Annotated in this window: 20 protein-coding genes and 1 tRNA gene; 10 read left to right on the top strand and 11 right to left on the bottom strand. The window is 68.5% G+C overall.

Annotated elements, in window-relative coordinates; all coding sequences use genetic code 11:
* Positions 1-21: 21 nt before the first annotated feature.
* Positions 22-981: a bifunctional riboflavin kinase/FAD synthetase gene (locus GPX89_RS05980; RefSeq protein WP_328601546.1), complete on the bottom strand. Its 960-nt coding sequence runs from the start codon at positions 979-981 to the stop codon at positions 22-24.
* A gap of 186 nt (positions 982-1,167) precedes the next feature.
* Between GPX89_RS05980 and GPX89_RS05975 the strand changes: the two genes are divergently transcribed.
* Complete coding sequence (locus GPX89_RS05975; protein WP_328601545.1) at positions 1,168-1,935, top strand: metal-dependent transcriptional regulator; 768 nt, start codon at positions 1,168-1,170, stop codon at positions 1,933-1,935.
* Between the two features lie 3 nt (positions 1,936-1,938).
* Here GPX89_RS05975 and GPX89_RS05970 read toward each other — a convergent pair whose 3' ends face one another.
* Together GPX89_RS05970 and GPX89_RS05965 are read right to left on the bottom strand one after the other, a co-directional pair.
* The gene (locus GPX89_RS05970) at positions 1,939-2,838 is read right to left on the bottom strand and encodes an alpha/beta fold hydrolase (protein ID WP_157355524.1); all 900 of its coding nucleotides are present in this window, start codon (positions 2,836-2,838) and stop codon (positions 1,939-1,941) included.
* Positions 2,839-2,938: 100 nt separating this feature from the next.
* Positions 2,939-3,673, bottom strand: coding sequence for an SDR family oxidoreductase (locus tag GPX89_RS05965; RefSeq protein ID WP_157355522.1), 735 nt, complete (start codon positions 3,671-3,673; stop codon positions 2,939-2,941).
* Between the two features lie 98 nt (positions 3,674-3,771).
* On the opposite strand from GPX89_RS05965, the gene GPX89_RS05960 reads away from it, so the two are divergent.
* The gene (locus GPX89_RS05960) at positions 3,772-4,857 is read left to right on the top strand and encodes a hypothetical protein (RefSeq protein WP_157355520.1); all 1,086 of its coding nucleotides are present in this window, start codon (positions 3,772-3,774) and stop codon (positions 4,855-4,857) included.
* A 3-nt stretch (positions 4,858-4,860) separates the two neighbouring features.
* On the opposite strand, the gene GPX89_RS05955 is transcribed toward GPX89_RS05960, so the two are convergent.
* Both GPX89_RS05955 and GPX89_RS05950 read right to left on the bottom strand, forming a co-directional pair.
* The gene (locus GPX89_RS05955; RefSeq protein WP_157355518.1) at positions 4,861-5,322 is read right to left on the bottom strand and encodes a phage tail protein; all 462 of its coding nucleotides are present in this window, start codon (positions 5,320-5,322) and stop codon (positions 4,861-4,863) included.
* Positions 5,323-5,356: 34 nt separating this feature from the next.
* Positions 5,357-5,710 carry a DUF2834 domain-containing protein gene (locus GPX89_RS05950; protein WP_157355517.1) on the bottom strand — a complete coding sequence of 118 codons (354 nt, stop codon included), beginning with the start codon at positions 5,708-5,710 and terminating at the stop codon, positions 5,357-5,359.
* A gap of 191 nt (positions 5,711-5,901) precedes the next feature.
* Between GPX89_RS05950 and npt the strand changes: the two genes are divergently transcribed.
* The 5 genes from npt to GPX89_RS05925 all read left to right on the top strand — a co-directional run bounded on the left by npt (position 5,902) and on the right by GPX89_RS05925 (position 9,207).
* The gene (npt, locus tag GPX89_RS05945) at positions 5,902-6,576 is read left to right on the top strand and encodes a 4'-phosphopantetheinyl transferase Npt (RefSeq protein ID WP_328601655.1); all 675 of its coding nucleotides are present in this window, start codon (positions 5,902-5,904) and stop codon (positions 6,574-6,576) included.
* Entirely contained in the window at positions 6,576-7,559 is a 984-nt protein-coding gene (truB, locus tag GPX89_RS05940) for a tRNA pseudouridine(55) synthase TruB (protein ID WP_157355515.1), read from the top strand. Before npt ends, truB begins: the two co-directional genes overlap by 1 nt.
* Before the next feature lie 103 nt (positions 7,560-7,662).
* Positions 7,663-8,058: an ester cyclase gene (locus GPX89_RS05935; protein WP_157355513.1), complete on the top strand. Its 396-nt coding sequence runs from the start codon at positions 7,663-7,665 to the stop codon at positions 8,056-8,058.
* Between the two features lie 47 nt (positions 8,059-8,105).
* Positions 8,106-8,179, top strand: a tRNA-Met gene (locus tag GPX89_RS05930).
* A gap of 134 nt (positions 8,180-8,313) precedes the next feature.
* Positions 8,314-9,207, top strand: coding sequence for a LysR family transcriptional regulator (locus GPX89_RS05925; protein WP_157355511.1), 894 nt, complete (start codon positions 8,314-8,316; stop codon positions 9,205-9,207).
* A 116-nt stretch (positions 9,208-9,323) separates the two neighbouring features.
* Here GPX89_RS05925 and GPX89_RS05920 read toward each other — a convergent pair whose 3' ends face one another.
* From GPX89_RS05920 to GPX89_RS05905, 4 genes are all read right to left on the bottom strand, one after another.
* Positions 9,324-10,739: a family 1 glycosylhydrolase gene (locus tag GPX89_RS05920; RefSeq protein WP_157355509.1), complete on the bottom strand. Its 1,416-nt coding sequence runs from the start codon at positions 10,737-10,739 to the stop codon at positions 9,324-9,326.
* A gap of 142 nt (positions 10,740-10,881) precedes the next feature.
* Positions 10,882-11,838, bottom strand: coding sequence for a metallophosphoesterase family protein (locus tag GPX89_RS05915; RefSeq protein WP_328601544.1), 957 nt, complete (start codon positions 11,836-11,838; stop codon positions 10,882-10,884).
* A 109-nt stretch (positions 11,839-11,947) separates the two neighbouring features.
* On the bottom strand, positions 11,948-14,419 hold the full coding sequence (locus GPX89_RS05910) for a hypothetical protein (RefSeq protein WP_157355508.1): 2,472 nt from the start codon (positions 14,417-14,419) through the stop codon (positions 11,948-11,950).
* A 29-nt stretch (positions 14,420-14,448) separates the two neighbouring features.
* Complete coding sequence (locus tag GPX89_RS05905) at positions 14,449-16,128, bottom strand: Hsp70 family protein (RefSeq protein WP_157355507.1); 1,680 nt, start codon at positions 16,126-16,128, stop codon at positions 14,449-14,451.
* 49 nt (positions 16,129-16,177) lie between these two features.
* Here GPX89_RS05905 and grpE point away from each other — a divergent pair, with 49 nt between their 5' ends.
* Complete coding sequence (grpE, locus tag GPX89_RS05900) at positions 16,178-16,693, top strand: nucleotide exchange factor GrpE (RefSeq protein ID WP_157355505.1); 516 nt, start codon at positions 16,178-16,180, stop codon at positions 16,691-16,693.
* Positions 16,694-16,778: 85 nt separating this feature from the next.
* Positions 16,779-17,924 carry a Rieske 2Fe-2S domain-containing protein gene (locus GPX89_RS05895; RefSeq protein WP_157355504.1) on the top strand — a complete coding sequence of 382 codons (1,146 nt, stop codon included), beginning with the start codon at positions 16,779-16,781 and terminating at the stop codon, positions 17,922-17,924.
* 21 nt (positions 17,925-17,945) lie between these two features.
* On the opposite strand, the gene GPX89_RS05890 is transcribed toward GPX89_RS05895, so the two are convergent.
* Positions 17,946-19,382: an MATE family efflux transporter gene (locus GPX89_RS05890; RefSeq protein ID WP_157355501.1), complete on the bottom strand. Its 1,437-nt coding sequence runs from the start codon at positions 19,380-19,382 to the stop codon at positions 17,946-17,948.
* 575 nt (positions 19,383-19,957) lie between these two features.
* Between GPX89_RS05890 and GPX89_RS05885 the strand changes: the two genes are divergently transcribed.
* Positions 19,958-21,520 (top strand): DUF4139 domain-containing protein, encoded by a 1,563-nt coding sequence (locus GPX89_RS05885; protein WP_157355500.1) that lies wholly within the window; start codon positions 19,958-19,960, stop codon positions 21,518-21,520.
* Between the two features lie 229 nt (positions 21,521-21,749).
* Here the strand turns inward: GPX89_RS05885 and GPX89_RS05880 are convergent, their stop codons facing one another.
* Entirely contained in the window at positions 21,750-22,742 is a 993-nt protein-coding gene (locus tag GPX89_RS05880) for a DHH family phosphoesterase (protein ID WP_328601543.1), read from the bottom strand.
* Positions 22,743-22,745 lie beyond the last annotated feature (3 nt).

The raw sequence follows: 22,745 nt of genomic DNA, 5'->3' as shown, positions 1-22,745 counted from the left end.
GGAAATCGGCCCCGGCGGGCCCTATTCGCCGGTCTGCTCGTCGAGCACCTTGCGGGCCTGGTCCACGTCCTTGCCGATGGCCTCGACCAGCTCGTCGATGGACTCGAACTTCCGCATGCCGCGCAGCTGTTCGACGAAGTCCACGGCCACGTGCCTGCCGTAGAGATCGGCGTCGAAATCGAGGATGTGCGGCTCGACCGTGCGATTGCGGCCGTCGAAGGTCGGGTTGGTGCCGACCGAGATCGCGGCCATGTGACGAGTGCCCGCGAGCGGGTCGCCGGGCTCGATCACGGTGAACCAGCCCGCGTAGACGCCGTCGGCGGGGATGGCGGCGTGCATGGTCGGGGCCACGTTGGCGGTCGGGAAGCCCAGGCCCTTGCCGCGGCCGTCGCCGTGCACGACCACGCCCTCGACGCGGTGCGGGCGGCCCAGCGCCTCGGCGGCCGCGGCCACATCGCCCTCGCCCAGGCAGCCGCGAATGTAGGTGGAGGAGAAGGTGACCGCGTGCTCGCCCAGCAGCTGCACGCCGTCGACGTCGAAGCCGTACTCGCGGCCCAGCTCGCGCATGGTGTCCACGGTGCCGGCGGCCTTCTGGCCGAAGGTGAAGTTGTCGCCCACCACGACCTCGGCCACGTGCAGCCGGTCGACCAGCAGTTCCTGGACGTACTCCTCGGGGGTGAGCTTCATGAACTCGCGGGTGAACGGCATCACCACGAACACGTCGATGCCGAGTTCCTCGACCAGTTCCGCGCGCCGATGCAGGGTGGACAGCTGCGACGGATGCGACCCGGGCCGCACCACGTCCAGCGGGTGCGGATCGAAGGTCATGAGCACCGACGGAACGCCGCGCACCGCAGCGGATTTCACCGCACGGCTGATGAGCTGGGCATGACCGCGGTGGACGCCGTCGAATACCCCGATGGTGAGGACACATCGGCCCCAGTCCGCGGGCATCTCCTCGAGGCTTCGCCATCTCTGCACACCGGAAGCCTACTGAAAGGGCGTCCCGCACAATATTCGGCGGTACGGAACTTCACGGCCGGAAGCACGCCCGTCACCGTGCGTTCACCGGTCCGCGATCACCCCGGAACGCGACCCTACGGGCCGGTAGCGCCCGCGAGCGCGCCGATGTGGGAAACCTCGACAGGTGTGCCTAAGCTCGAGTACGTGCCCGGAAAACGTGACATCGCTACCCGCCGCGAGCTGGCCGATCCGTCCGCACCTTCCGAACCTCACGGGACCACCGCCACCCGCCCGGCCAGCCTCGCGCCGGAGTTGTCGTCGGTGGCCCAGGACTATCTGAAAGTGATCTGGACCGCGCAGGAATGGTCGCCGCAGGAGAAGGTGTCGACCAAGCTGCTGGCGGAGAAGATCGGGGTTTCCGCGTCGACGGTGTCGGAGGCGGTGCGCAAGCTCGCCGACCAGGGGCTGGTCGAGCACGCGCGGTACGGGTCCATCACGCTCACCGAAGACGGCCGGCGCGCGGCCATCGCCATGGTGCGCCGGCATCGGCTCATCGAGACTTTCCTGGTCAACGAGCTCGGCTATGGCTGGGACGAGGTGCACGACGAGGCCGAGGTGCTCGAGCACGCGGTGTCGGAGACGTTGATGGAACGCATCGACGCCAAACTCGGCCACCCGGACCGGGATCCGCACGGCGACCCGATCCCGTCGGTGGACGGTGCGGTCCCCACTCCCCCGGCGCGGCAGCTCAGCGACTTCGACGCCGGTGAATCCGGCCGGGTGGCACGGATTTCCGACTCGGACCCGGCCATGCTGCGCTACTTCGATTCGCTCGGCATCGCTTTGGACACCCCGATCGCGGTGGTGGAGCGCCGCGACTTCGCGGGCACCATCGCGGTGCAGGTGCAGGAGCGCACCATCGACCTCGGCAGCATCGCCGCCGAGGCCATCTGGTTGAGCGAAGCGCACTAGCGCTCAGGCGCGGTTCTTCTCCGCCTCGAGCACGAGGTGGGCGATCTCATCGGCGAACGCGGAGAACAACTCTGGCGGCAGGCTGTGCCCGAGGCCCGGATAGGTGACCAGGCGGGCGCCCGGAATCGCGGCGGCGGTGGCCCGGCCGCCGCTGACGTCGATCATCGGATCGTCGAGCCCGTGGATCACCAGGGTCGGCACGCGCAAGGTCGCCAGCTTGGGCGTGCGATCGGTCTCCGAGGCCAGCACGGCCAGGAAGTGGCGCATCATGGCGGGCTGATCGATGCCCCGGTCCCAGGCGCGGCCCGCGCGGTCGGCCACGGCGGCTTCGTCGAACGCGAAGCCGGGTGAGGCGACCGTCCGCAGATTGCGCACCTGCCAGGCGATGTAGGTCTCCCGATCCTCGGGCCACGCTTCCGCTGACCCGAACAGGCCCGGTTTGGGTTGTCCCACAGCGGGATCGCCCGTCGTGGAGCACATGGAGGTCAGCGACCGCACTCGGTCCGGGTATTCGATGGCGATGGTCTGGCCGATCATTCCGCCCATGGACAATCCGACCAGATGTGCGCTGTCCACGCCGAGCTCGTCCAGCAGTCCGACGGTGTCGGCGGCCATGTCCGACAGGTTGTAGGCGGCCGAGGACACATCCCCGGCCATGGCCGCCGCGACGTCGGGTTCCGGCGCGTCCGATATGCGCGTCGACCGTCCGGCATCGCGGCTGTCAAACCGGATCACCCGCATCCCGCGTTCGACCAGTGCGGCACAGAACGGTTCGGGCCAGTGGATCATCTGAGCTGCCCCGCCCATGATCAGCAGCACCGGCGGATCGCCCGCCTCACCGAATTCCTCATACGCGATGTCGATGCGCGCCGGACCGACCCCGAATGCCATCCGCTCCGCCATGATTCCCCTTCCGTATACCGCTACGACCAGCGATTATCGATCCGCTACGGGGTCTTGCGGCAAGTCCCCCCACGCGATATACGTTGAAGTGGGGAGGAATTCAGACGAGCCGGTGCCCACCGTCCACATGCAGGATCGTGCCGGTAATGAACGGGTTGTGGATCACCGAAAGCACCGCCGCCGCAATATCTTCCGGCTTGCCGATGCGCCCCGCCGGAAGTTTCTCGGCCATCGCCCGCTGCCGCGCTTCGACGTCGTCCCAAGCCATCTTGTCCCAGATCGCCGTGTCCACCCAGCCCGGTGACACCACGTTCGCCCGGGTCGGCGCGAGCTCGACCGCCAGGGCGCGCGCCAAGCCCTCGAGCGCCGCGTTCGCCGTCGCCACCATGGCCCCGCCCGCCGCCGGACGGTAGGCGGCGATGCCCGACACGAAAGTGATCGAGCCGCCCGGGGTGAGCCGGGCGTACTTGGCCAGCAGCATCGACCCGACCACCTTGGTCTCCAGAAAGCCTCGACCGGCAGCGAAATCGAACTCGGCGATGGGCGCATAAGCACCCCCCGGATCCCCCGCCGTAGTGATCACATGATCGACCGTCCCCACCGTCTCGAACAACCACGCCACCTGCTCCTCATCGGCCACATCCGCCGCGACGGCACTCAACTTCCCTTCCCCGAGCTCCCGCACCGCATCGCCCAGCCGCTGCTCCGACCGCCCGACGATGACCACCTCATACCCTTCCCCCAAAAGCGAATCAGCAATCGCCTGCCCCATCCCGGAGCCCCCGCCCACAACCACCGCACGCCGCCCCTGCCCCACAAATCCGTTGTCTGTCATGCCATTCAGCAAACCCGCGGCCGTGAGCGCCGTCCACGACGCGCGCACGAAGGCACATGAGCCTGGACCTAACACCCCATGTGAGAGGGTGAGAAATCGTGACAGACCGTCGCTCGAAACGGCAGATCTGGATACTCATCGGCGCACTTACCGTCGTTACGGCCGCGGTTGTGGCGGTCGCGTCCGTCCGATCCTCGACCACGTCCGGCGGACAGTCGGAGACAACAGACAATGCCGGCTTCGGCGATATGGCGACCATCGATCCGTGCGGCTTCGCCACGGCCGACGCGGTCGTCGGCCCGAATTTCGATGTTCAGATACGTCCGCTCGATCTGCGGTCCTGCCAATTCGCCGTCCGATTACGGAACACCGATGACGGGGCCGTCCTCCTGTGGATGAACGTGAGCGACCATTTCGACATCACCCATTACCGCCGGGAGGGCCTGACCTTCAGAGACGAGGGGTCGATACACCACGCGTGGGGACCGTCCCAGATCGAGGGAGTCGCCGAGGCCGCCGGCGCGCTCGAACTGCTCTACCGGGACAACGGCACCGGCATCACCATCAGCGGGCAAGCCATCGGCTCGGCCTTCGACAACAACACGGGCAGACTCGCCGACGGCGTCAACGTTGCGGTTCTCACCGGGCAGGTTGCCGACGCGGCCGCCCGGACCTTGGCGATGGGACCGATCCGGCACCTGACCTATCCGGCGGATTCCGCTGCCTCCGTTGACCTTTGCAGCCACGCCACACAAGAATCCGTGCAGGCGGCGCTCGACTTCACCGGTGCCCGCCGATTCGATCTGGCACGGAATACATGTAAGTGGTCGGTGGAGGTCGGCGAGACGAATCCCTCGGTGCAGATCCGGGTGCGCTTGGAGCTCACCAGGAATCTCGGGGATTCGCTGTACCGGCCGATCACCACGATGGCCGGACGACCGACCGCCGTCTATCGCACGTCGATGCCCACCGCGTTTTCCTGCGTCGCTTCGACACGCGGGAAAACTTGGAACCACTGGCTCGGGTACCGCGAAATCGGGGACCCGCCAGGCGATCTCGATCGGACGTTGACCGAAGTCATCGAGCTGGCCGTCGACTGGCCCGCCGATTCGAGCCACACCGGCGATCAGGCCTGCCGGGCCGCCGAACGCATCGCGGCCGACGTTTGGCCGTCTCTGCCGTGAGGGTCAGTGCTCGCCCTTGATGACGAAGTAGGAGCCGCGGATGGTGCCGGCGAGTTTCGACTTCTGGCGGGCGAATTTGAAGGAGGCGAGTTCTTCGGGGACTTCCATGCCGTCGGAGAGTTTGAAGCCGACTGCGCGTTTGCCGGCGTCGGCGAGGGTGTACATGACGTTGATCGAGAGGCCGGACTGATAGAAGACGTAGGCCATTCGAATGCCTTCGACCTCGAATTCGGTGGCCTCGAGGGGTGGGGAGGCGATGACGATGGAGCGTTCGGACTCGAGGATTCCGCTCACCCAGGCGATGGTCGCCTTGGATTTACTCGCGGGCTCGACCGTGAAGACGTGGTCGTATTTGTTCTTGAAGTAGCGGGCCTCGTTGGCCCGCAGTCCGGCGAGCGCCGCGGCGACCGGCGACGATTCCAGTCCGACGGTCGACACATCGGTGAAGTCCACGACGTAGGTCATGTGCAACCCTAACTTCCGCTCACGGTCGGACCGGTCAGCGACGCTCCGCGGTGAAATCGCGCGCCAGCAGGAAGAAGGGGATGGCCGTGGCGATGCCGACCGAGAATGTGAGCACGAACGACGCTGCCCACCAGCGGACGATGCCGAGGCGGCGGGCCTCGGCCAGGGCCCAGACATGGAAGCCGATCACCACGAAGATGAGATCCACCATGGCGAAGCGGCCGGGCACCGTCTTGTAGATGTCGCCGACGAAGAAGTCGAGCGCCGACTTCGGTCCGTTGCGCCGCACATAGGGCAGGGCGATCGAGTTCTGAGTGATGAACGCGGCGATGAGGGTCGCGATCAGGGTCGGACGCCGCCAGGACTGGTCTGTAAGGGAGTCGGACATACCCTCAGAAGCTAGTAGACCGATTGGTGTATCACAATGGGTTGCCGTATCCGGCCGCTCAGCGCCCGAGTCGAATCGGCGTGCCCGGTAGGCTCGATTCGGCAGTTATACGAGCGAGCAGGAGGCGGGTCATCGAGGAGCGGGCAGTCGCGGCGAATCAGGTTCCCTCTGGGAACACGGAGTCGGCGCGCATACTCGGCAGAATTCTCCCCAACGGAGTGGCCGCGGCCGAGCTGACGGCGTACCCGGAGGACCTGAAACCCCACCCCGGCGAGGAACATCTGATCGCCCGCTCGGTGGAGAAGCGGCGGCGCGATTTCATCGGGGCGCGCTACTGCGCCCGGCAGGCGCTGGCCCAGCTGGGCGAGCCCGCGGTGGCGATCGGCAAGGGCGGTACCGGGGAACCGGTGTTCCCGCGCGGCATCGTCGGCAGCCTGACCCACTGCGACGGCTACCGGGCCGCCGCGCTCGGCCACAAACTGCGCTTCCGCTCCATCGGCATCGATGCCGAACCGCACGATCGGCTGCCGGACGGCGTGCTGGATTCGGTGAGCCTGCCGCCCGAACGCGAATGGCTCTCGACCGTGCGACCCGGCACCGGACTGCACCTGGACCGACTGCTGTTCTGCGCCAAGGAAGCCACCTACAAGGTGTGGTTCCCGCTGACCGGCAAGTGGCTGGGCTTCGAGGACGCGCACATCACCTTCACCGTGGACGAGGAGTCCGCGGGCGGCGGCTCGGGCACCTTCCACAGCGACCTGCTCGTCCCCGGCCCGGTGACCGATGGCGGCGCGCCGCTGACCTCGTTCGACGGCCGCTGGCTGATCAGCGACGGTCTCATCCTGACCGCGATCGTGGAGGGCTGATGGCGACGGAATCGGGTGTCACGCAGGCCGAGCGCGAGAATCGCCCGCGTCGCGAGAAGCTGCCGCCGCGGGTGGACGCGTTCGGCGGCCTGCTCATCGTCGACAAGGACGGCGGCTGGACCAGCCACGATGTGGTCGCCAAGTGCCGAGGTCTGTTGCGCACCAAGAAGGTCGGGCATGCGGGCACCCTGGACCCGATGGCCACCGGCGTGCTGGTGCTGGGCGCGGAGCGCGCCACCAAGCTGCTGGGTCAGCTCATCCTGACCACCAAGGCGTATACCGCCACGATCCGGCTGGGCCAGTCCACGATCACCGACGACGCCGAGGGCGAGGTGACCGCCACGACGGCGGCCGGGCATCTCACCGACGCCGAGATCGCCGCGCGCATCACCGAATTGACCGGCGACATCCAGCAGGTGCCGGCCACGGTCAGCGCCATCAAGATCAATGGTGAGCGCGCCTACGCCCGCGCCCGCGCCGGCGAGGAGGTGGAGCTGGCCGCCCGCCCCGTCACCGTGACCCGCTTCGAGGTGCTGGCGCGTCGCGATATCGACACCGGCACAACCCGGTTCGTGGATCTGGACGTCGAGGTGGAATGCTCCTCGGGCACCTACATCCGTGCTCTGGCTCGCGATCTCGGCGAAAAGCTGGGTGTCGGAGGCCATCTCACCGCGCTGCGCCGCACCCGGGTGGGCCCGTTCACCCTCGAACACGCCCGCACCCTGGATCAGCTGGCCGCGGCCGCCGAGGCCGACGAGCCGCTGCTGAGCCTGGATATCGACGCGGCCGTGCGCACCGCCTTCCCGGTGCGCGAGATCAGCGACGCCCAGGCCGGGGATCTCCGCAACGGCCGATGGTTGGAACCGATTGGTATGAAAGGCGTCTACGCGGCCGTCGACCCCGCGGGCCACGCCATCGCCCTGATCACGGAATCCGGCAAGCGCGCCTCCTCGATCCTGGTGATCCGGCCCGCCAATCTCTGACCCCGGACTGCCCCTGCTCTGACCCGGTGCCGCCCAATCGCTTACGCGGCGGCACCGGCGAGAGCACCATGGAAAGGTCGTCAAGCCGCCCGAGGAGGCGATCATGGCCACCGACCTCTCCCTCGAGTCCATGAAGCAGTTCGTCGCCGACCACTTCGAGGAATTCGTGAACCGGCGCAATGCCGCGGTCATCCACCGCAACATGACCCCGGACTTCCTCGACCACGACGGCCCCGGCGGTCAGCCCACCGACCTCACCGGCGACGAGAAGATGATGCTCGGCATGTACGAGGCGCTGCCGGACCTCCACGTCACCATCGTCGAGATGCTCGCCGAGGGCGACAAGGTCATGTGCCGCAACATCTGGTGCTGGACCGACCGCACCACCGGCCAACCCATGACCTTCCAGGGCTTCGTCCTGTGGCGCTTCCAGGGCCGCCGTATAGCCGAACGCTGGGCCACCGTCACCCAGCCCTCCCCGCACCCCGGCTGGGCATAAATCGCTGGAACCCCAAGGTCATCGGGCGTAGCGTCGAATCCCATCGACGCGGGGTAGCGCAGCTCGGCAGCGCAGTGGTCTCATACGCCAACGGTCGCGGGTTCGAATCCCGCCCCCGCTACCGACAGCGGCCCCGGGGACGACCTCCCCGGGGCCGCGACGGATTCGGTTGCCGGGCTTGAAATCCCAGCGCAACCCGGGCAGGTGACCGGCGGGGTTGTGGTGGGGGCGGCCGGGCCGCCTACAGTTCTAGGGGTGGAATTGCGGCAGTTGCGGTACTTCGTGGCGGTGGCGGAGGAGCTGCATTTTCGGCGGGCGGCGGAGCGGTTGTTCATCTCGACTCCGACGCTCAGCCAGCAGATCCGGACCATCGAGCGCGAGGTGGGCGGGCCACTGCTGATTCGGGGGAATCACGGGGTGGAGCTGACCGCGGCCGGTGAGGTGCTGTTGAAGACGGCGCGGAATGTGCTGGAGGCGGCCGAGATCGCGGTGCGCGAGACACGGGCGGTGGCGCAGCCGGGGAACGCGGTGTTCCGGCTGGGGATCGTCAACGGTGCGCCGCAATGGCTGCCCGGGCGGATCGAGGCGCTGTTGAAGGCGCGCCAGCCCGGGGTGAAGGTGTCGCTCACCACCGGCACCTCCGGCGATCAGGCGCGGCTGCTCGATCGCGACGAGGTGGATCTGGCGGTGCTGCGCCTGCCGGTGCGCCTGGCCGAGCACCTCACCTACACGCCGATCGCCGACGAGGAGCTCGGCATCGTCATGTCGCGGGAGAATCCCCTCGCGGCAGCGGGTTCGATCGAACCGGCCCGCATCGGCGACCACGAACTCATCATGTTCGCCCGTGACGCCGCACCCGAGGTGCACGACTCGGTGCTCGAGCAGTTGCGTGAGCGCGGCGCGGCGGTGGTGCTCAGCGACAGCGCCATGAGTCACGCGCAAATGCTCCAGCTACTCCCCCTGCGCCCCGAGGCGATCGGCGTCGGCTCCGCACGCACCGCCTCGACGCCCGGGCTGGTCTGGCGGCCGCTGCAGCCCCGCCCCCTGGTCATCACCTACGCCGCGGCCTGGCGTACCAATACCCGGAATCCGCTGCTGCACACCATGGTCGATGCCCTGTCCGGCGGACTGCGCCTGGCATCCGACTGAGGCTCGCACACCCTCGGGCCGAACGCCGCAACGCCCGGCCGAGCCCGGCCGGATACGGCGACAAGGGCAATGCCAGGACAGACGCCCGTGGCGGGCCGAGCCTCGCGGAACCAGTTCTACGGCACCGACACCGGGCGCAGGCAGCTCTCCAGCGGCAGGATGATGGAACAGAGGGCGGGCTTGCGGGTGGGGCGGTAGTCGGCGGGGACACCGCCCTGGGCGGTGATGGTTTTGAAGGCGGCGACGGCGTCGGTCGGGCGGCGGGTGAGGGTGGGGTCGCCCTTCACGTCGACGGTGTAGAGGCCGAATCGGGGTTCGTAGCTGCCCCATTCGTAGTTGTCGGTGAGGCTCCAGTAGTTGTAGCCCATCACGTCGATGCCGTCGGCCTTGGCCCGCTGCAGCCAGTAGACGGTGTCGCGCAGGTGGTCGGCGCGGTCGTAGCCGTCGGCACGGGGGGTCGCGTTGTCGGTGGGAAGCCCGTTCTCCACCACGTAGATCGGCAGCCCGGGGAACTTCTCGGTGTAGGTGCGCAGGTCGTAGTAGATGCCCTCGGGTTCGATGGCGTTCTTCCACAGTTCGTCGCCGAGCAGGGCCGGGCCGGGCAGATGGGTCAGCGAAGCGCCGTAATAGAAGTCGACGCCGATGTAGTCGAGCTTGCCGCGGATGCGGTCGGCGAACAGCATGTCGGTCAGGTCCTGCACGATCGGATACTGCGCGATATTGCTGGTGACCTTCGCGCCGGGCTGGCGCTGATGGATGTAGTCGTAGATGCCGTCGTGCGCCTGCACGAGCCGGTCGAACATGGGCAGCGCGTCGCCCAGCCCGATGTCACCGATCTTGATCGATTGCGCGACATAGCCCATCGGCTCGTTGATGGTCACCCACAGCGGGTCGTCGGAGGCGTAGCGGTCCACGACCCGGCGCATGTTGGTGAGCCAGTCCGAGACCATGCCCTGGTTCTTCCAGCCGCCGCGATCGGCCTCCCAGCCGGGGATCACCCAGTGGTCGAGAGTCAGCATCGGGCGCATGCCCGCAGCACGGATCTTCGCGATGACCTGATCGTAGAAGCGAAAGCCGTTCTCGTCCCAGGTATTCGGCTGCGGCTGCACCCGCGCCCATTCGATGCTGAGCCGGTACACCTTCAAGCCCATACCCGCCGCCAAATCGATGTCCTCGGCATACCGGTCGTAGAAGTCGACCGAATTCAGGTACGGGTCGTGCGCCTTCCCGGAATTCGCGTACCGGCTCCAATTGCTGTCGGGCGCATGGCCTTCGGACTGGAATCCGGCCATGGCCACGCCCCATAGGAAGTCCGGGCCGAGCGAGGGCACACTGGTCGGCGCGCCCGAACTGCCCGTCCCGGACCCGCTGGCACTGCCCGTGCCGGACCCGGTCCCGCTGCCCGATCCGGACCCGCTGGAGCTGCCGGACCCGTCGGCGATATCCAGAGGCGACGCGCTCACCACCGCGACCCCGCTCGCAGCGATGGCCAGTGCCGACAATATCGAGCACAGGATGCGTGTACGTCTCATCTCGGCGGAGTCTCCCAGGGCGATTCGGGTTGCGGCGCAGCGCCACTCGGCCGGGCGGCCACCGGAGACTCTACTGGTCACATGTCCAAAACGAGGCGATTTCTGTTAATCCGGACCATCCCGCCTGCTCGCGAGCCGTGGATCAGGCCAGACCGCGCCGGCGTTCGGCGGCCTCCTTCATCTTCTGGCCCGCCTCCCGCATCTCCGGGGTGATCTTGAAGTGGCCGCCCCACTCGTTGAGCTCGTCACCGTAGTCGGGGACCGGCAGGATCTGGCGCAGCAGCTTGTCCGGCAGGCCGCGACGCTGCCATTCGCGGGGGTAACCCAGGGAGACCTCCTCGAAGCGGACGCCGTCGTACCAGGTGGTGCGCGGGATGTGGAGGTGGCCGTAGACCGCGCAGACCACGTTGTAGGTGGTGTGCCAGTCGGAGGTGAGGTCGGTGCCGCACCACAGCGCGAACTCCGGGTACCACATCATGTCGACCGGCTGCCGGACCAGCGGCCAGTGGTTGATCAGCACCAGCGGCGTCTCGGCGGGCAGAGCGTCCAGGCGGCGCTGGGTGTACTGGACGCGGGCGTGACACCAGGCGTCACGGGTCAGATACGGCTCGGCGGAGAGCAGGAATTCGTCGGTGGCCACGACATTGCGGTCCTTGGCGATGGCCAGGCCCTCGGCCTTGGTCTTCGCGCCCGCCGGTAGCCACGAGTAGTCGTAGAGCATGAACATGGGCGCGAGGGTCACCGCGCCGCCGTAGTGCTCCGCACCCGCACCCTGCCACACCGGGAACGGGTCCTCGGGGGTGAGCACGTCCAGGTCCCGGCACAGCGAGACCAGGTAGTCGTAGCGGGCCGCACCGTGCATCTGCACGGGATCCTTTGCGGTGGTCCACAATTCGTGGTTGCCGGGCACCCAGATGACCTTGGCGAAGCGGCCGCGCAGGGTCTCCAGGGCCCAGCGGATGTCATCGGTCTTCTCCCCGACGTCACCGGCCAGGATCAGCCAGTCCTCGGGGGAATCCACATGGATCGCCTCGACCACCGGCTTGTTGCCCTGATGACCGACATGGATGTCGCTCACCGCCATCAACTTCGGAGTCACCCGGTTCCGCCTCTCTGATCATGGTCGGTCCTCGCAGCAACAGCACCGGCCCCCACCAGATTCCCATGCGGGATCGCGGCGATGATCAGCGCACCCGGCGTGACCGTGCTCAGCGCACCCAGCGAATGCGGGCCCCCGGCGCGAATCCGGCCGCCACCGTGAGGGTTCCGGAGGGCTCGCGGCGGCACGACGCCACCGCCACGTGGCACGGGCGCGGGATCTCGGCCGGGATGCGGACACCGCCCTCGATCTCGTAGCGCATATTGGTGACCTTCCAGCGGCGCGCGTGCGGATCCTCGGGATCCACCGGCGGTGCGTCGGGGCGGGCCACCACCATCACCTCGGTGATGCCGGTCGGCCAGACGAAGACCAGCAGGCCCCCGTGCTCGGCCAGCCCGCGCACGGTCGGCAGGCCGCTGGGCTCGGCATCGTCCCCGTCGGGTTCGCTCGCCACCGAATTCCCGTCGGACCTGGTCATTTCCGAGACGCGCCCCGACACCGACGCCACCACGCCGTACACCGGCACCGGCCCGGTCAGCGCCCCGCCGTCCTCGAGCGCGATACCGCGGGTACGGCCCACCACCCGCCACGACCCGTCGGCCAGCAACCGCGTGACCCGGTACTCGACCTGCGGCGTCCCCGACGGCACCCAGGTGATCACCACCGTCCCGTCGTCCTTGCGTCCCGCGGTCACCTCCCCGGGCGCCCCCACCTGCAACTCGGCCAGCGCCGCCCGCGCCGCCGCGTGATCGGCACACACCTCGAGCACCGCCAGCACCGCCTGCATCCGCAACCCGGGATCACTCGGCAACGCCTCGAACATCCGCCCCGCCTCGATCACCGCCGCCCGCGCCCGCCCGATCAGCAACTCCCGGCTCGCCCCCCGAGGATCCGGATTGGCCACATCAGCGGCCCGCCGATCCAAGAACTCCAGATGCACCGCCAACGCCTCCACGAACCGCCGTGCCGCACAACACGACACCGCGCCCCGCCAATGCACCATCGCCTCGGCGAGCACCCGCTCCACCTCCTCCCCCACCGCACCCACCGCCCGCGCCCCCGCCGCGTCGTCCCCCACACTTCGCCGCGCATCGGCGACAAAACCAGCCGCCGCCCTGGGCCGCCCCCGCCGCAACTCTCCCCGCGCCGCACTCAACGCCGCCTCCCACGGCCGCGCCACCCGGGACGGCGACACCTCACCCGTAGGCGACACACCACCCGTATAGGGCGTCTGCTGCCACTGTTCCGGTGCGGGAGCACCGGAACCCGCACCGCTCGAATCCGCTTGCTGTCCACCGCTGCTCGGTGAACCGAACTCCGCGCCACGGCTCCCTGACCCGCCGGGCAGTTCACTATCCGAGGAGGTCGAGCCGCGCCGCCCGCGCGCGGAGCCGGGTCCGAAACCGCCGGTCCCGGAGCTGCTTTGCGCAGGCGTGGAAGTCGCATGTCCCCCGCTGGTACTCGGCGCGGTCGCGTCGGGAGCGGGGCGTCGGCCGGAAGCCGTTGCGTCATGGTCGGATCGACTCGGCCGGCCGATGGTTCCCGGGGCGGGATGGGGAGATGCGGTGGTTCCGCGAGCCGGGGCGGCGAGGTGTTCGCGGCCCTCGACGGTGGTGCCGAGTTCGTCGGCGAGGGCGATGAGGATGCGTTCGGCGGTGGGGAGGTCCAGGCCGGCGGTGATGGCGGTGGTGCGCAGGTATTCGAAATCCGGTGCGACGAGGAGGTCTTCGACGAGGACGGCGGCGCGGACCTGGGGGCGCAGGGTGTCGGTGACGGTTTCGACGATGACCAGCAGGTAGGCGTCGACGAGTTCGCCACCGGGTTCGAGGATGTCGCCGACGTGGATGAGGAGTTCGTCGAGGACGACGCGGATGCGGCCGGGCGGGAGTTCGCGGGTGCGGGCGCGCAGGGCCTCGGCGCGCAGGCGGATTTCGGGGGTGTTGTGGGCGTCGGAGAAGTCGAGGCCGAGCAGCGACAGCAGCGTGGGGACCGGGTCGCCGGGGAGGAGGCGCTCGTATTCGGCCAGGAGTTTGCGGATCTGCTGGCGGCGTTCGGGACTCAGGGTCGACGCGGCGGGCGCGGGGAACGGGGCGGGAGCCTCGTCGATGATCCGGTGGCGGCGGACGCGGTCGGCGATCTCGGGCTTGGTCAGCCCGCCCAGGCGGCCGATGTCCTCGAGGCCGGGGATCTTGGCGGCGGGGATTCCGCCGTGGCGCTGCACGAGTCGTTCGATCGCGGTGTCGAGCATCTCGTAGCGCTCAGCGTCGCGGCGCTCCCGCAACCCCCGCACCCGGTCGGCCTCGACGAGCCGGGAACCGGTGTGCAGCAACGGTTCCGAGAGCTCGCGGTGCGCGTCCACCAGCAGCCCGGCCAGCACCCGGTACTTGGGGTGATCGCGTAGCTTCTGCCACAGCGCCCACACCTCGGCGACCCGCGCCGCCACCTCGTCGTCACTGAGCCGCATCGCCTCGGCGACCGGAATGTCGTACAGCTCGAAGGCATCGGATTCCTCGATGCCGCCTCGGCGCTCCACGGCGGCGAGCACTCGTTTGCGATAGTCGTTGGGGTCGAAGGCGTGCATCGGTTTTCGATCGTACGGGCGGGTGCGGGTCAGGAGTTGCGGCGGCGGGTGCGCTGCAACTGGTCCAGTTCGCGCTCGACATCCGCCTGCGACAGGGTGGCGCCGGTCTGCACCGACAGCGTCAGCGGCATGTCGGCGTCCACGTGGTAGGCGGTGACGTGCAGCACGCCGTCGAATCCCATCTCGAAGGTCACCCGGACTTCACTCCCCTCCGGGTACCCCGGCGGGATATCGCGAATCCTGCCTTCCACCAAGACCTTCGTGTCCTCGGGCCGGGTCGAGGCCGCCTGCCCCTGCTGTTCGACGATGGTCAGCTCGATCTGATCCTGGTCCGCGCGCACCGTGCCGTAGGAGCGGCGCACCTTGATGGGCAGCGTCTGATTGCGGTGCACCAGCCAGCTGGCGGCCAGCCCGCTGAACGGATCCAGCGCCAGCACACCGAATCCGCGCGACACCACGGTGTCGACCTGGATCTCGATCATGCGGCGCACCAGGCCGACCGGCTGCCCGAAGGAGTCGGCCACCCGCTCGAGCGCGGCCTCCAGATCACCCGGATCGGCCTCGGTGAGGTCCGCGTGATCGCGTAGTCGCCCGCGGGTCACCAGGTCGGCGGCCACCAGCCGTTCCATCTCCAGCTTCTCGCCGTAGAGCGCGGCCCCGCGCGCCACCGACAGATCCGGGTCCCGCAGCTCCCCGGCCAGCCCGAATTCCTTGTGCAGCTGCTCGGCCACCATCGGCATCCGCGAGGACCCGCCGACCAGCAGCAGCCGATCCACCCGTCGCACCCCGCGCTGCTCGGCGGCGGCCAGCACCGCCTTGGTCAGGTCGAGTGTGCGGCGCATGAGCGAGGCGGTCATGGTCTCGAGTTCGGTGCGGGTCAGCTCGATGATCGCCCGCGCGCCGTCGTGCGCGATCACCACCTCGGTGCTCTCGGCCGCGGTGAGATCGTGTTTGGCCTGTTCGGCGGCCAGCACCAGCAGCTGCGATCCGACCGAATCGTCCAGGGGGTCTTCGGCATCCGGATTGGCCGCGCAGAACTTCTGGGACAGGTGCAGCGCCAGCCGCTCATCCCAGTCCGCGCCGCCGAGCTGATGGTCGCCCTCCACGGCCAGCACCGAGATGCGGCGGTCGGCCAGTTCGATGACGGTGGCGTCGAAGGTGCCGCCGCCGAGGTCGTAGACCAGCACGGTCTCGCGCGCCGGGCCGGTGTCGAGCAGGCCGCCGTCGAGCCGCCCGAAGCCGTAGGACAGCGCCGCCGCGATGGGTTCGGACAGCACGCCCGCCACATCGAATCCGGCGTAGGTCCCGGCCTGCATGGTGGCGCGGCGTTCCTCGTCGCCGAAGTAGGCGGGCACGGTGATCACCACGCGGCGCACCGGCTCGCCGCCGGCGAATTCGGCGTCGGCGGCAAGGCTTTTGAGGATGAGCGAGGACACCGCGGGCGCGGACCACAGCTGCCCGTGCGCGCCGAAACGCCATTCCGCGTCCCCCATGCGGCGTTTCACGAGCGTGCACACGTGGTCGGGATCCAGGCGTGCCTGCCGCCGTGCGCCCTCGCCGACCACATGGTCGTTGGCGGAGGCGAACAACACCACAGACGGAACGGTCGGTTCGCCATTGAGTCCGACCAGCACCTCGGGCCGGCCGTCTGCGTCAATTGCCGCAATTGCCGAATTCGTTGTGCCGAGATCGATTCCGTAGACCCCCATGGGGCCGATGCTAGCAGTGACCGCCGACGGCTGGGGCTATCGTTCGAGCATGACCGATCCTGCCCCGGCGGCCACGATTCCCGAGGTACCCAAGGCTCCAGAGGTGCCCGCCCAGAGTCTCGACCGCATCACCGAACGCATCGACGACCTCGCCCGCGTCATCGCCCGCCAGGCCGCCACCATCGAGCGACTAGCCGACGAGGCCAAGCTCAAGATCCGCGACGAGCGCGCCGAAGCCGACGCGCCGCTGATCCGCGATCTGTTCGCCCTGCACGGCCTGGCGCAGACGTTCTCCTCCACCTCCAATTCCGATGCCGACCGCCCGGGTTTCGAGGCCATCAGCCGCCGCGTCGAGCGCATGCTCACCGAACGCGGCGGCCAACTGGTGACCCCGTTCCGCGGCGCGGCCTTCGACCCGGAGGTCATGGAGGCCGCCGAAATCTGCGACACCAACGACCCCGACGCCGACCGCACCGTCGAGTCGGTCATCCAGCCGGGCCTGACCGTCGGCGACCGTTCCATCCGCCCCGCGAAAGTCGTAGTGCGCCGATACCGCAGAGCCTGATCCGAGGCGCACCAAACTGACACTTGTTCTATTAAGCGGCAGTGCTTAGCCTCGGGCGGTAGACCCTCGAGCACGGAGAACGCACATGAGTCAGCACTACCGGAGCATCGATGTCGGCGAGCCCATGACGAGGTTCGCCCGCGGCTGGCACTGCCTCGGGCTCGCCGAGACATTCCGGGACGGAAACCCCCACTCCATCAACGCCTTCGGCACCAAACTCGTGATCTGGGCCGACAGTAAGGGTGAGTTGCACGCCCTCGACGGGTATTGCCGCCACATGGGGGCGGATCTGTCCTACGGCAGCGTCAAGGACGACAATATCGCCTGCCCTTTCCATGATTGGCGCTGGCGTGGGGACGGTAAGTGCGCGGCCATTCCGTATGCGCGGCGTGTTCCGCCGTTGGCGCGCACCAGGTCCTGGATCACGTGTGAGGAGAACGGGCAGTTCTTCGTGTGGAACGATCCGGAGGGCAATCCGCCGCCGCCCGAGGTCGCCATCCCCCACATCGAGGGCATCGAGACCGACGAGTGGACCGACTGGGACTGGAACAGCCTGCTCATCGAGGGCGCGCACTGCCGCGAGATCATCGACAACAACGTCGATATGGCGCACTTCTTCTACATTCACTTCGCGTACCCGGTGTATTTCAAGAATGTGTTCGAGGGGCACGTCGCGACCCAGTTCCTGCACTCCAAGGGCCGCCCGGACATTCACGCGAAGTCCAATTATTCGCAGGAGATGTCGCTACTGCGTTCGGAGGCTTCGTATTTCGGCCCGTCCTACATGATCAACTACCTGCACAACGACTTCGGCGACAACACCGTCGAAGTGGCGCTCATCAACTGCCACTACCCCGTCACCCACAACTCCTTCGTCCTGCAATGGGGCGTGAGCGTGCAGCGCATCAAGGGCCTGCCGCCGGACAAGTCCGACCGCCTGGCCAGGGCCTTCGGCAAGAGCTTCGGCACCGGCTTCCTGCAGGACGTCGAGATCTGGAAACACAAGACCCGCATCGACAATCCGCTGCTCACCCAGGAGGACGGCCCGGTCTACCAGCACCGCCGCTGGTACGAACAGTTCTACGTCGATGTCGCCGACATCAAGCCGGAGATGACCGACCGCTTCGAATACGAGGTCGACACCACCCACGCCAATGAGAACTGGCAAGCCGAAGTCGCCGAGAACCTCGCGAAACAGGCTGCGGCACAGGGCAACGGCTCCGCCGACTGAATCACCGTGCGCCGGGACGGTTTACGACATCCGCCCCGGCACCTCGGCCCCGACCTGGGCCCAGCGTCCCGATAGCGCCCGCCAGCTCACGGCGAAAAGACGGAGCAGCATGAAAGCGACCAAACCGGTCCAGATTCCGCCGATGCCCCAGTCGTAGGCGAGGGAGAGCCAGATCAGCGGGAGGAAGCCGATCAGGGCCGAGCCGAGGGTGGCATTGCGGAGGAAGGCGGCGTCGCCCGCGCCGAGCAGGACGCCGTCGAGGGCGAAGACCACGCCCGCGACGGGGATCATGGCGACGAAGTACCACCACACCACGTGGGTGCGGTCCAGTACCGACGGGTCGGTGGTGAACAATCGGGGAATCACCGAGTATCCGGCCGCGAACACCGCCGCCAGGAACACCGAGAAGACCGTTGACCAGGCCGTTATCCGGCGTGCCAAACCCTGTGCGCCACGGGCGTTCCCGGCCCCCAGCGCGGCGCCCACCAGAGTCTGCGCGGCGATGGCGAGCGAATCCAGGGTCAGGGCAAGGAAATTCCAGATCTGCAGCACCAGCTGGTGCGCCGCCACCGAGGCCGCCCCGAATCGCGAGGCGACCGCCGCCGCCGACACGAACGACGCCTGGAACGCCAGACTCCGCACGATGAGATCCCGGCCGAGCACCAACTGCGCCTTCATGATCTGGATATGCGGCGCGAGCGGCACCTTGGCCCGCCACAGCGCGCTCACGAACAATCCGCCGGATATCAGCTGCCCCACCAGATTCGCGACCGCCGACCCCTCCAACCCCATACGCGGCGCACCCAGCAGCCCATGCACCAGCGTCGGACACAGGATCCCCGAAATCACCAGCCCCGCAAGCACATACAACAACGGCCGCCGAGTCTGCTGCACCCCGCGCATCCACCCGTTCCCCGCCATCGACAGCAGGATCAGCGGCACTCCGAACAACGCGATCCGCACCCACGACTCCGCCGCCGACGCGATATCGTCCCCGCCCGCGATGGCCCTGGTCACCGGCCCCGCGAAAACCTGCACCAGCAGCACGATCGCGAACCCGACACCGACGGCGATCCAACTGGCCTGCACCCCCTCGATCACCGCTCCCCGCTCGTCCCCCGCCCCGTGCCGCCGCGCGGCCCGCGCCGTCGTCCCGTAACTCAGGAACGTCAACTGCGAACTCACCTGCGCCAGAATCAAACCGCCCACGGCCAGCCCGGCCAGCGCCAACGCCCCCAGCCGCCCCACCACGGCCATATCGAACAACAGATAGATCGGCTCCGCGACCAACACCCCGAGCGTCGGAATCGCGATCCCCAGAATCCGCCGCGGCCCGGCCGCCGCCGCCTCGGCCCCACGCGCCGCCGCCAACGCCTCCCGGGACTCGCCCAATCGCTCGGGCTTCCGCAGAGATCCGGGGTCCTCGCCCCCGCCGTCGACAACCTCGGTGCTGCTCATCAGCTCACCATCCCACACGGCCCCGACACTCCCACCCAGCCGCGCCGCCCGGCCCGCCGCGCACACTCCACCCCGAAATGCCTCACCACCTGCGCCTTCGACCCAGAGGCCAACCAGGCAGACCCCGCCGAGCACCACCTCGGCATCGGCGGCGCGGCAAATATATGTCGACCGCAAACCGGGACCCGCCCCGAGCGCAGCCGCCGGCAACCCCGCAACCGCGCCGCGCCCGCACAGGTTTCGAGCACGATCGCCGCCTGCCACCCCATACGTCCACCGCAGAGCCGGACTGCTGGTCAGCAGGCTGCGGCGGGCGCGCGGTCAGGAGGTGTGGCATAGCTGCCTGCGCGCCGCGGACTCCCACACCCGCCGTCCTGGTCGGCTTGTAATCGCATTGTCGTCGTTCTATGTAGCCAGCCGCGGATCACCATTCATAGTTAGGCAAATATATGTCCGTGTCTGCATTATTCTGCCGTCGGACAGCATGGCAGTCGGCTCGGCGCGGTCTCCCGACACGATGAGCGCCGCGCGTAATCACGTCGACTCTCCGAGGCCGGTCGGGCAGGCTGGGCGGCATGGTCGATCTCGAGACAACGATTGCGGCGGTCACGGTCTATCCGGATCGGGCGCGGGTCACCCGGTCCGGCAAAACGACATTGGAGGCGGGCGAACACCGCATTCGCGTATCTCCCCTACCGCTGGAACTGCTGCGCGATTCGATCCGGGTGGCCGGTCGGGGTGAGGCGACGGTGCTCGGCGTCGACCTCGTCACCGAACGCCAGCCCGAACCCAGCGACGAGCAGGTCGCCGAACTCACCGCACTCAGAGACGAAGCCGACGTCGCACTGACCGAGCTCGCCGACGCGGACCAGGCCGCGGATGCTCGTATCGAATTCCTGCAGCGCCTGGTGCAGAAGTCCGCCGGGCAGCTGGCCAAAGCCTCGGACGAGCGGGTCGTGGCCTTCGGCGACAATCTCGAGGCCCAGTACGCCGCCGTCCACGCCGGACGCCGCGACCGAGCCCGCCTGCGGCAGGACAAGATTCGCGAGAAGAACGCGCTCGAACGGCGTCTGGCGGACCTGGGCCGCAAGAACCGCCCCGACATCCGGGCCGCGATCATCACCGTTGACGCCGCCCACACGGCGACCGCTGAACTGGAACTGTCGTATGTGGTCACCGGCGCGAAATGGTCGAGTACCTACGACCTGCGGATCGACGACGAGGGCTTGAACCTGCGCTGGTTCGGCCTGGTCAGCCAGCAGACAGGCGAGGATTGGCCGGAATGCCGCCTCGAGTTGTCGACCGCCCGTCCGGCCGTCGCCCTGGACGTGCCCGAACTGGACCCCTGGTATCTCAGCACCACCGCACCCGAGCCGAAACGCCGGATGCGCGCGAGCGGCCCGAGACGAGCGGCGGACGCCGAAATGCCGTTGGCCGCAGCCGCACCCGCCGGCGCGCTTCCGCCCGCTCCCCCGCCGCCGCCTCCGTGGCTCGAAGCCGAGTCCACCGTCGAGCACGGCGCCACCGCCGCGACCTACTCTCCGCAACGCGCGGTCGCCATCACCTCCGACGGCTCCGACCATCGCACCCTGATCACCGCGCTCGATCTCGAAGCCGACCTCGATCACGTGACCGCGCCACTGCGCTCCCCCGAGGCGATCCTGCGCGCCACCGCCCGCAACACCTCCGAGCACACCCTGCCCAAGGGCCGCGCGTCCCTTTTCAACGACAGCGAATACGTCGGGGCCACCGATCTCGGCATCTGGGCACCGGGCGAAGAACGCGAACTCGCCCTCGGCGTGGACGACCGCATCCGCGTCGAGCGAGAACTGGTGCGCCGCAACGCCTCCAAGGCCACCCTCGGCTCGGCCCGCCGCGTCGAAATGGAATACACCATCACCGTCACCAACCACGGCGCCCGCCCCACCACCGTCACCGTCCTGGACCGCCTCCCGGTCGCCCGCGACACCACCGTCACGGTCAAGGAGACAGTCCTGAAACCCCAACCCGCCGATCGCGACGACCTCGGAATCCTCACCTGGAAACAACAACTCGCCCCGCAGGCCGAAACCACCATCACCCTCGGCTACCGAGTCGAGGCCCCCAAGGGCGTCAGGGTCTACGGCCTGCCCGACTGACCCCGCGCGGTCAACCGGCCGCGGCATTGCCGTCCCGCCGACGTCCTCGACGGGCGGCCGCCGCACCGATCCCCCGCCCCAACTCCGCACGGCCTCGACAGTGACCCGATCTGCGGCACAACCGGTCTCCGCTGCCGTGCGCGCAGCGAGCAGACAGGCCGAACCCTATCGAGTGGCACATCTCGGAGGGATTTGTCCGCATTGGTTGCCAGGCTGTGCCACTCGACGATCAGGGTGAGCCGAGGGTGCGGAGGAGGTTGGTGAGGAGGTCCGTGGTGGTGCCGGTAGTGGAATAGCCTGCGGCGTAACGGTGTCCGCCGCCGCCGAGGGCGGTGGCTACGCAGGCCACGTCGACGCCGGGGGTGCCGTCATGGTTGGCGTGGGAGCGCAGGGAGACCGTCCAGTGCTCGGCCTCGGAGCGCGACTCCTTGAAGACAGCCGCGACTTGGGCCTCGGCGGTGGTGCGGATGAGGTCGATGATGCTCTCGACCTCTTCCGAGCGCACGGATTCCGTGTCCTCGCGACGGACCACCGCGTAGACCAGGCCCGCGCCGTGCGCGGCGTCGGGGACGAGCTGGGCGGAACCGAGCACCTTGGAGAGCATGGGCAGCCACGCGAAGGGGTGGGTGTCCATGAGGGTGCGGGTGATGGCCGCGCCGTCGATGCCGGTGGCGAGCAGGCGTTCGGCGAGGGTGTGGGAGCCGGGGCGGGTCCACTTGAAAGAGCCGGTGTCGGTGACCAATCCGGCGAACAGGCAGTGCGCGATATCGCGGTCGATGGGTTCGCCCCAGGCGTCCAGGATGCGGGCGATGACTCCGGCCGTGGATTCGGCGGCCTCGTCGACGACGTTGACCTGCCCGAAGCGGGTGTTCGAGCGGTGATGGTCGATGACCAAAGTCTTTGCGGCACTGTCCAATCGGTCACGCAGCGAGCCGAGGCGACCGGCCGCGCCGCAGTCCACCGACACCAGGACGTCGACCTCGCGCGGCACCTGATCGGCTCGCACGAGCAGGTCGGTGGCGGGCAGCGAGCGCATGGAGACCGGCAGTTCGGCCGGCTCGGCGAAGGAGACGACGACGGGGACCCCGCGTCGACGCAACACCTGCGCCAGTGCCAGCCCGCTGCCTATCGTGTCGGCGTCGGGCTGGACGTGGCAGAGAATCGTCACCGATTTCGCGGCATCGAGGATCTCGACGGCGGGGGTGACATCGACGGGGGTCACCGC

It is taken from the genome of Nocardia terrae (assembly GCF_009760405.1).
GTDB classification, from domain to species: Bacteria; Actinomycetota; Actinomycetes; order Mycobacteriales; family Mycobacteriaceae; genus Nocardia; species Nocardia terrae.
Note: the sequence above shows the minus strand (reverse complement) of the source record. Positions and strands in the feature narration are given on the sequence as shown.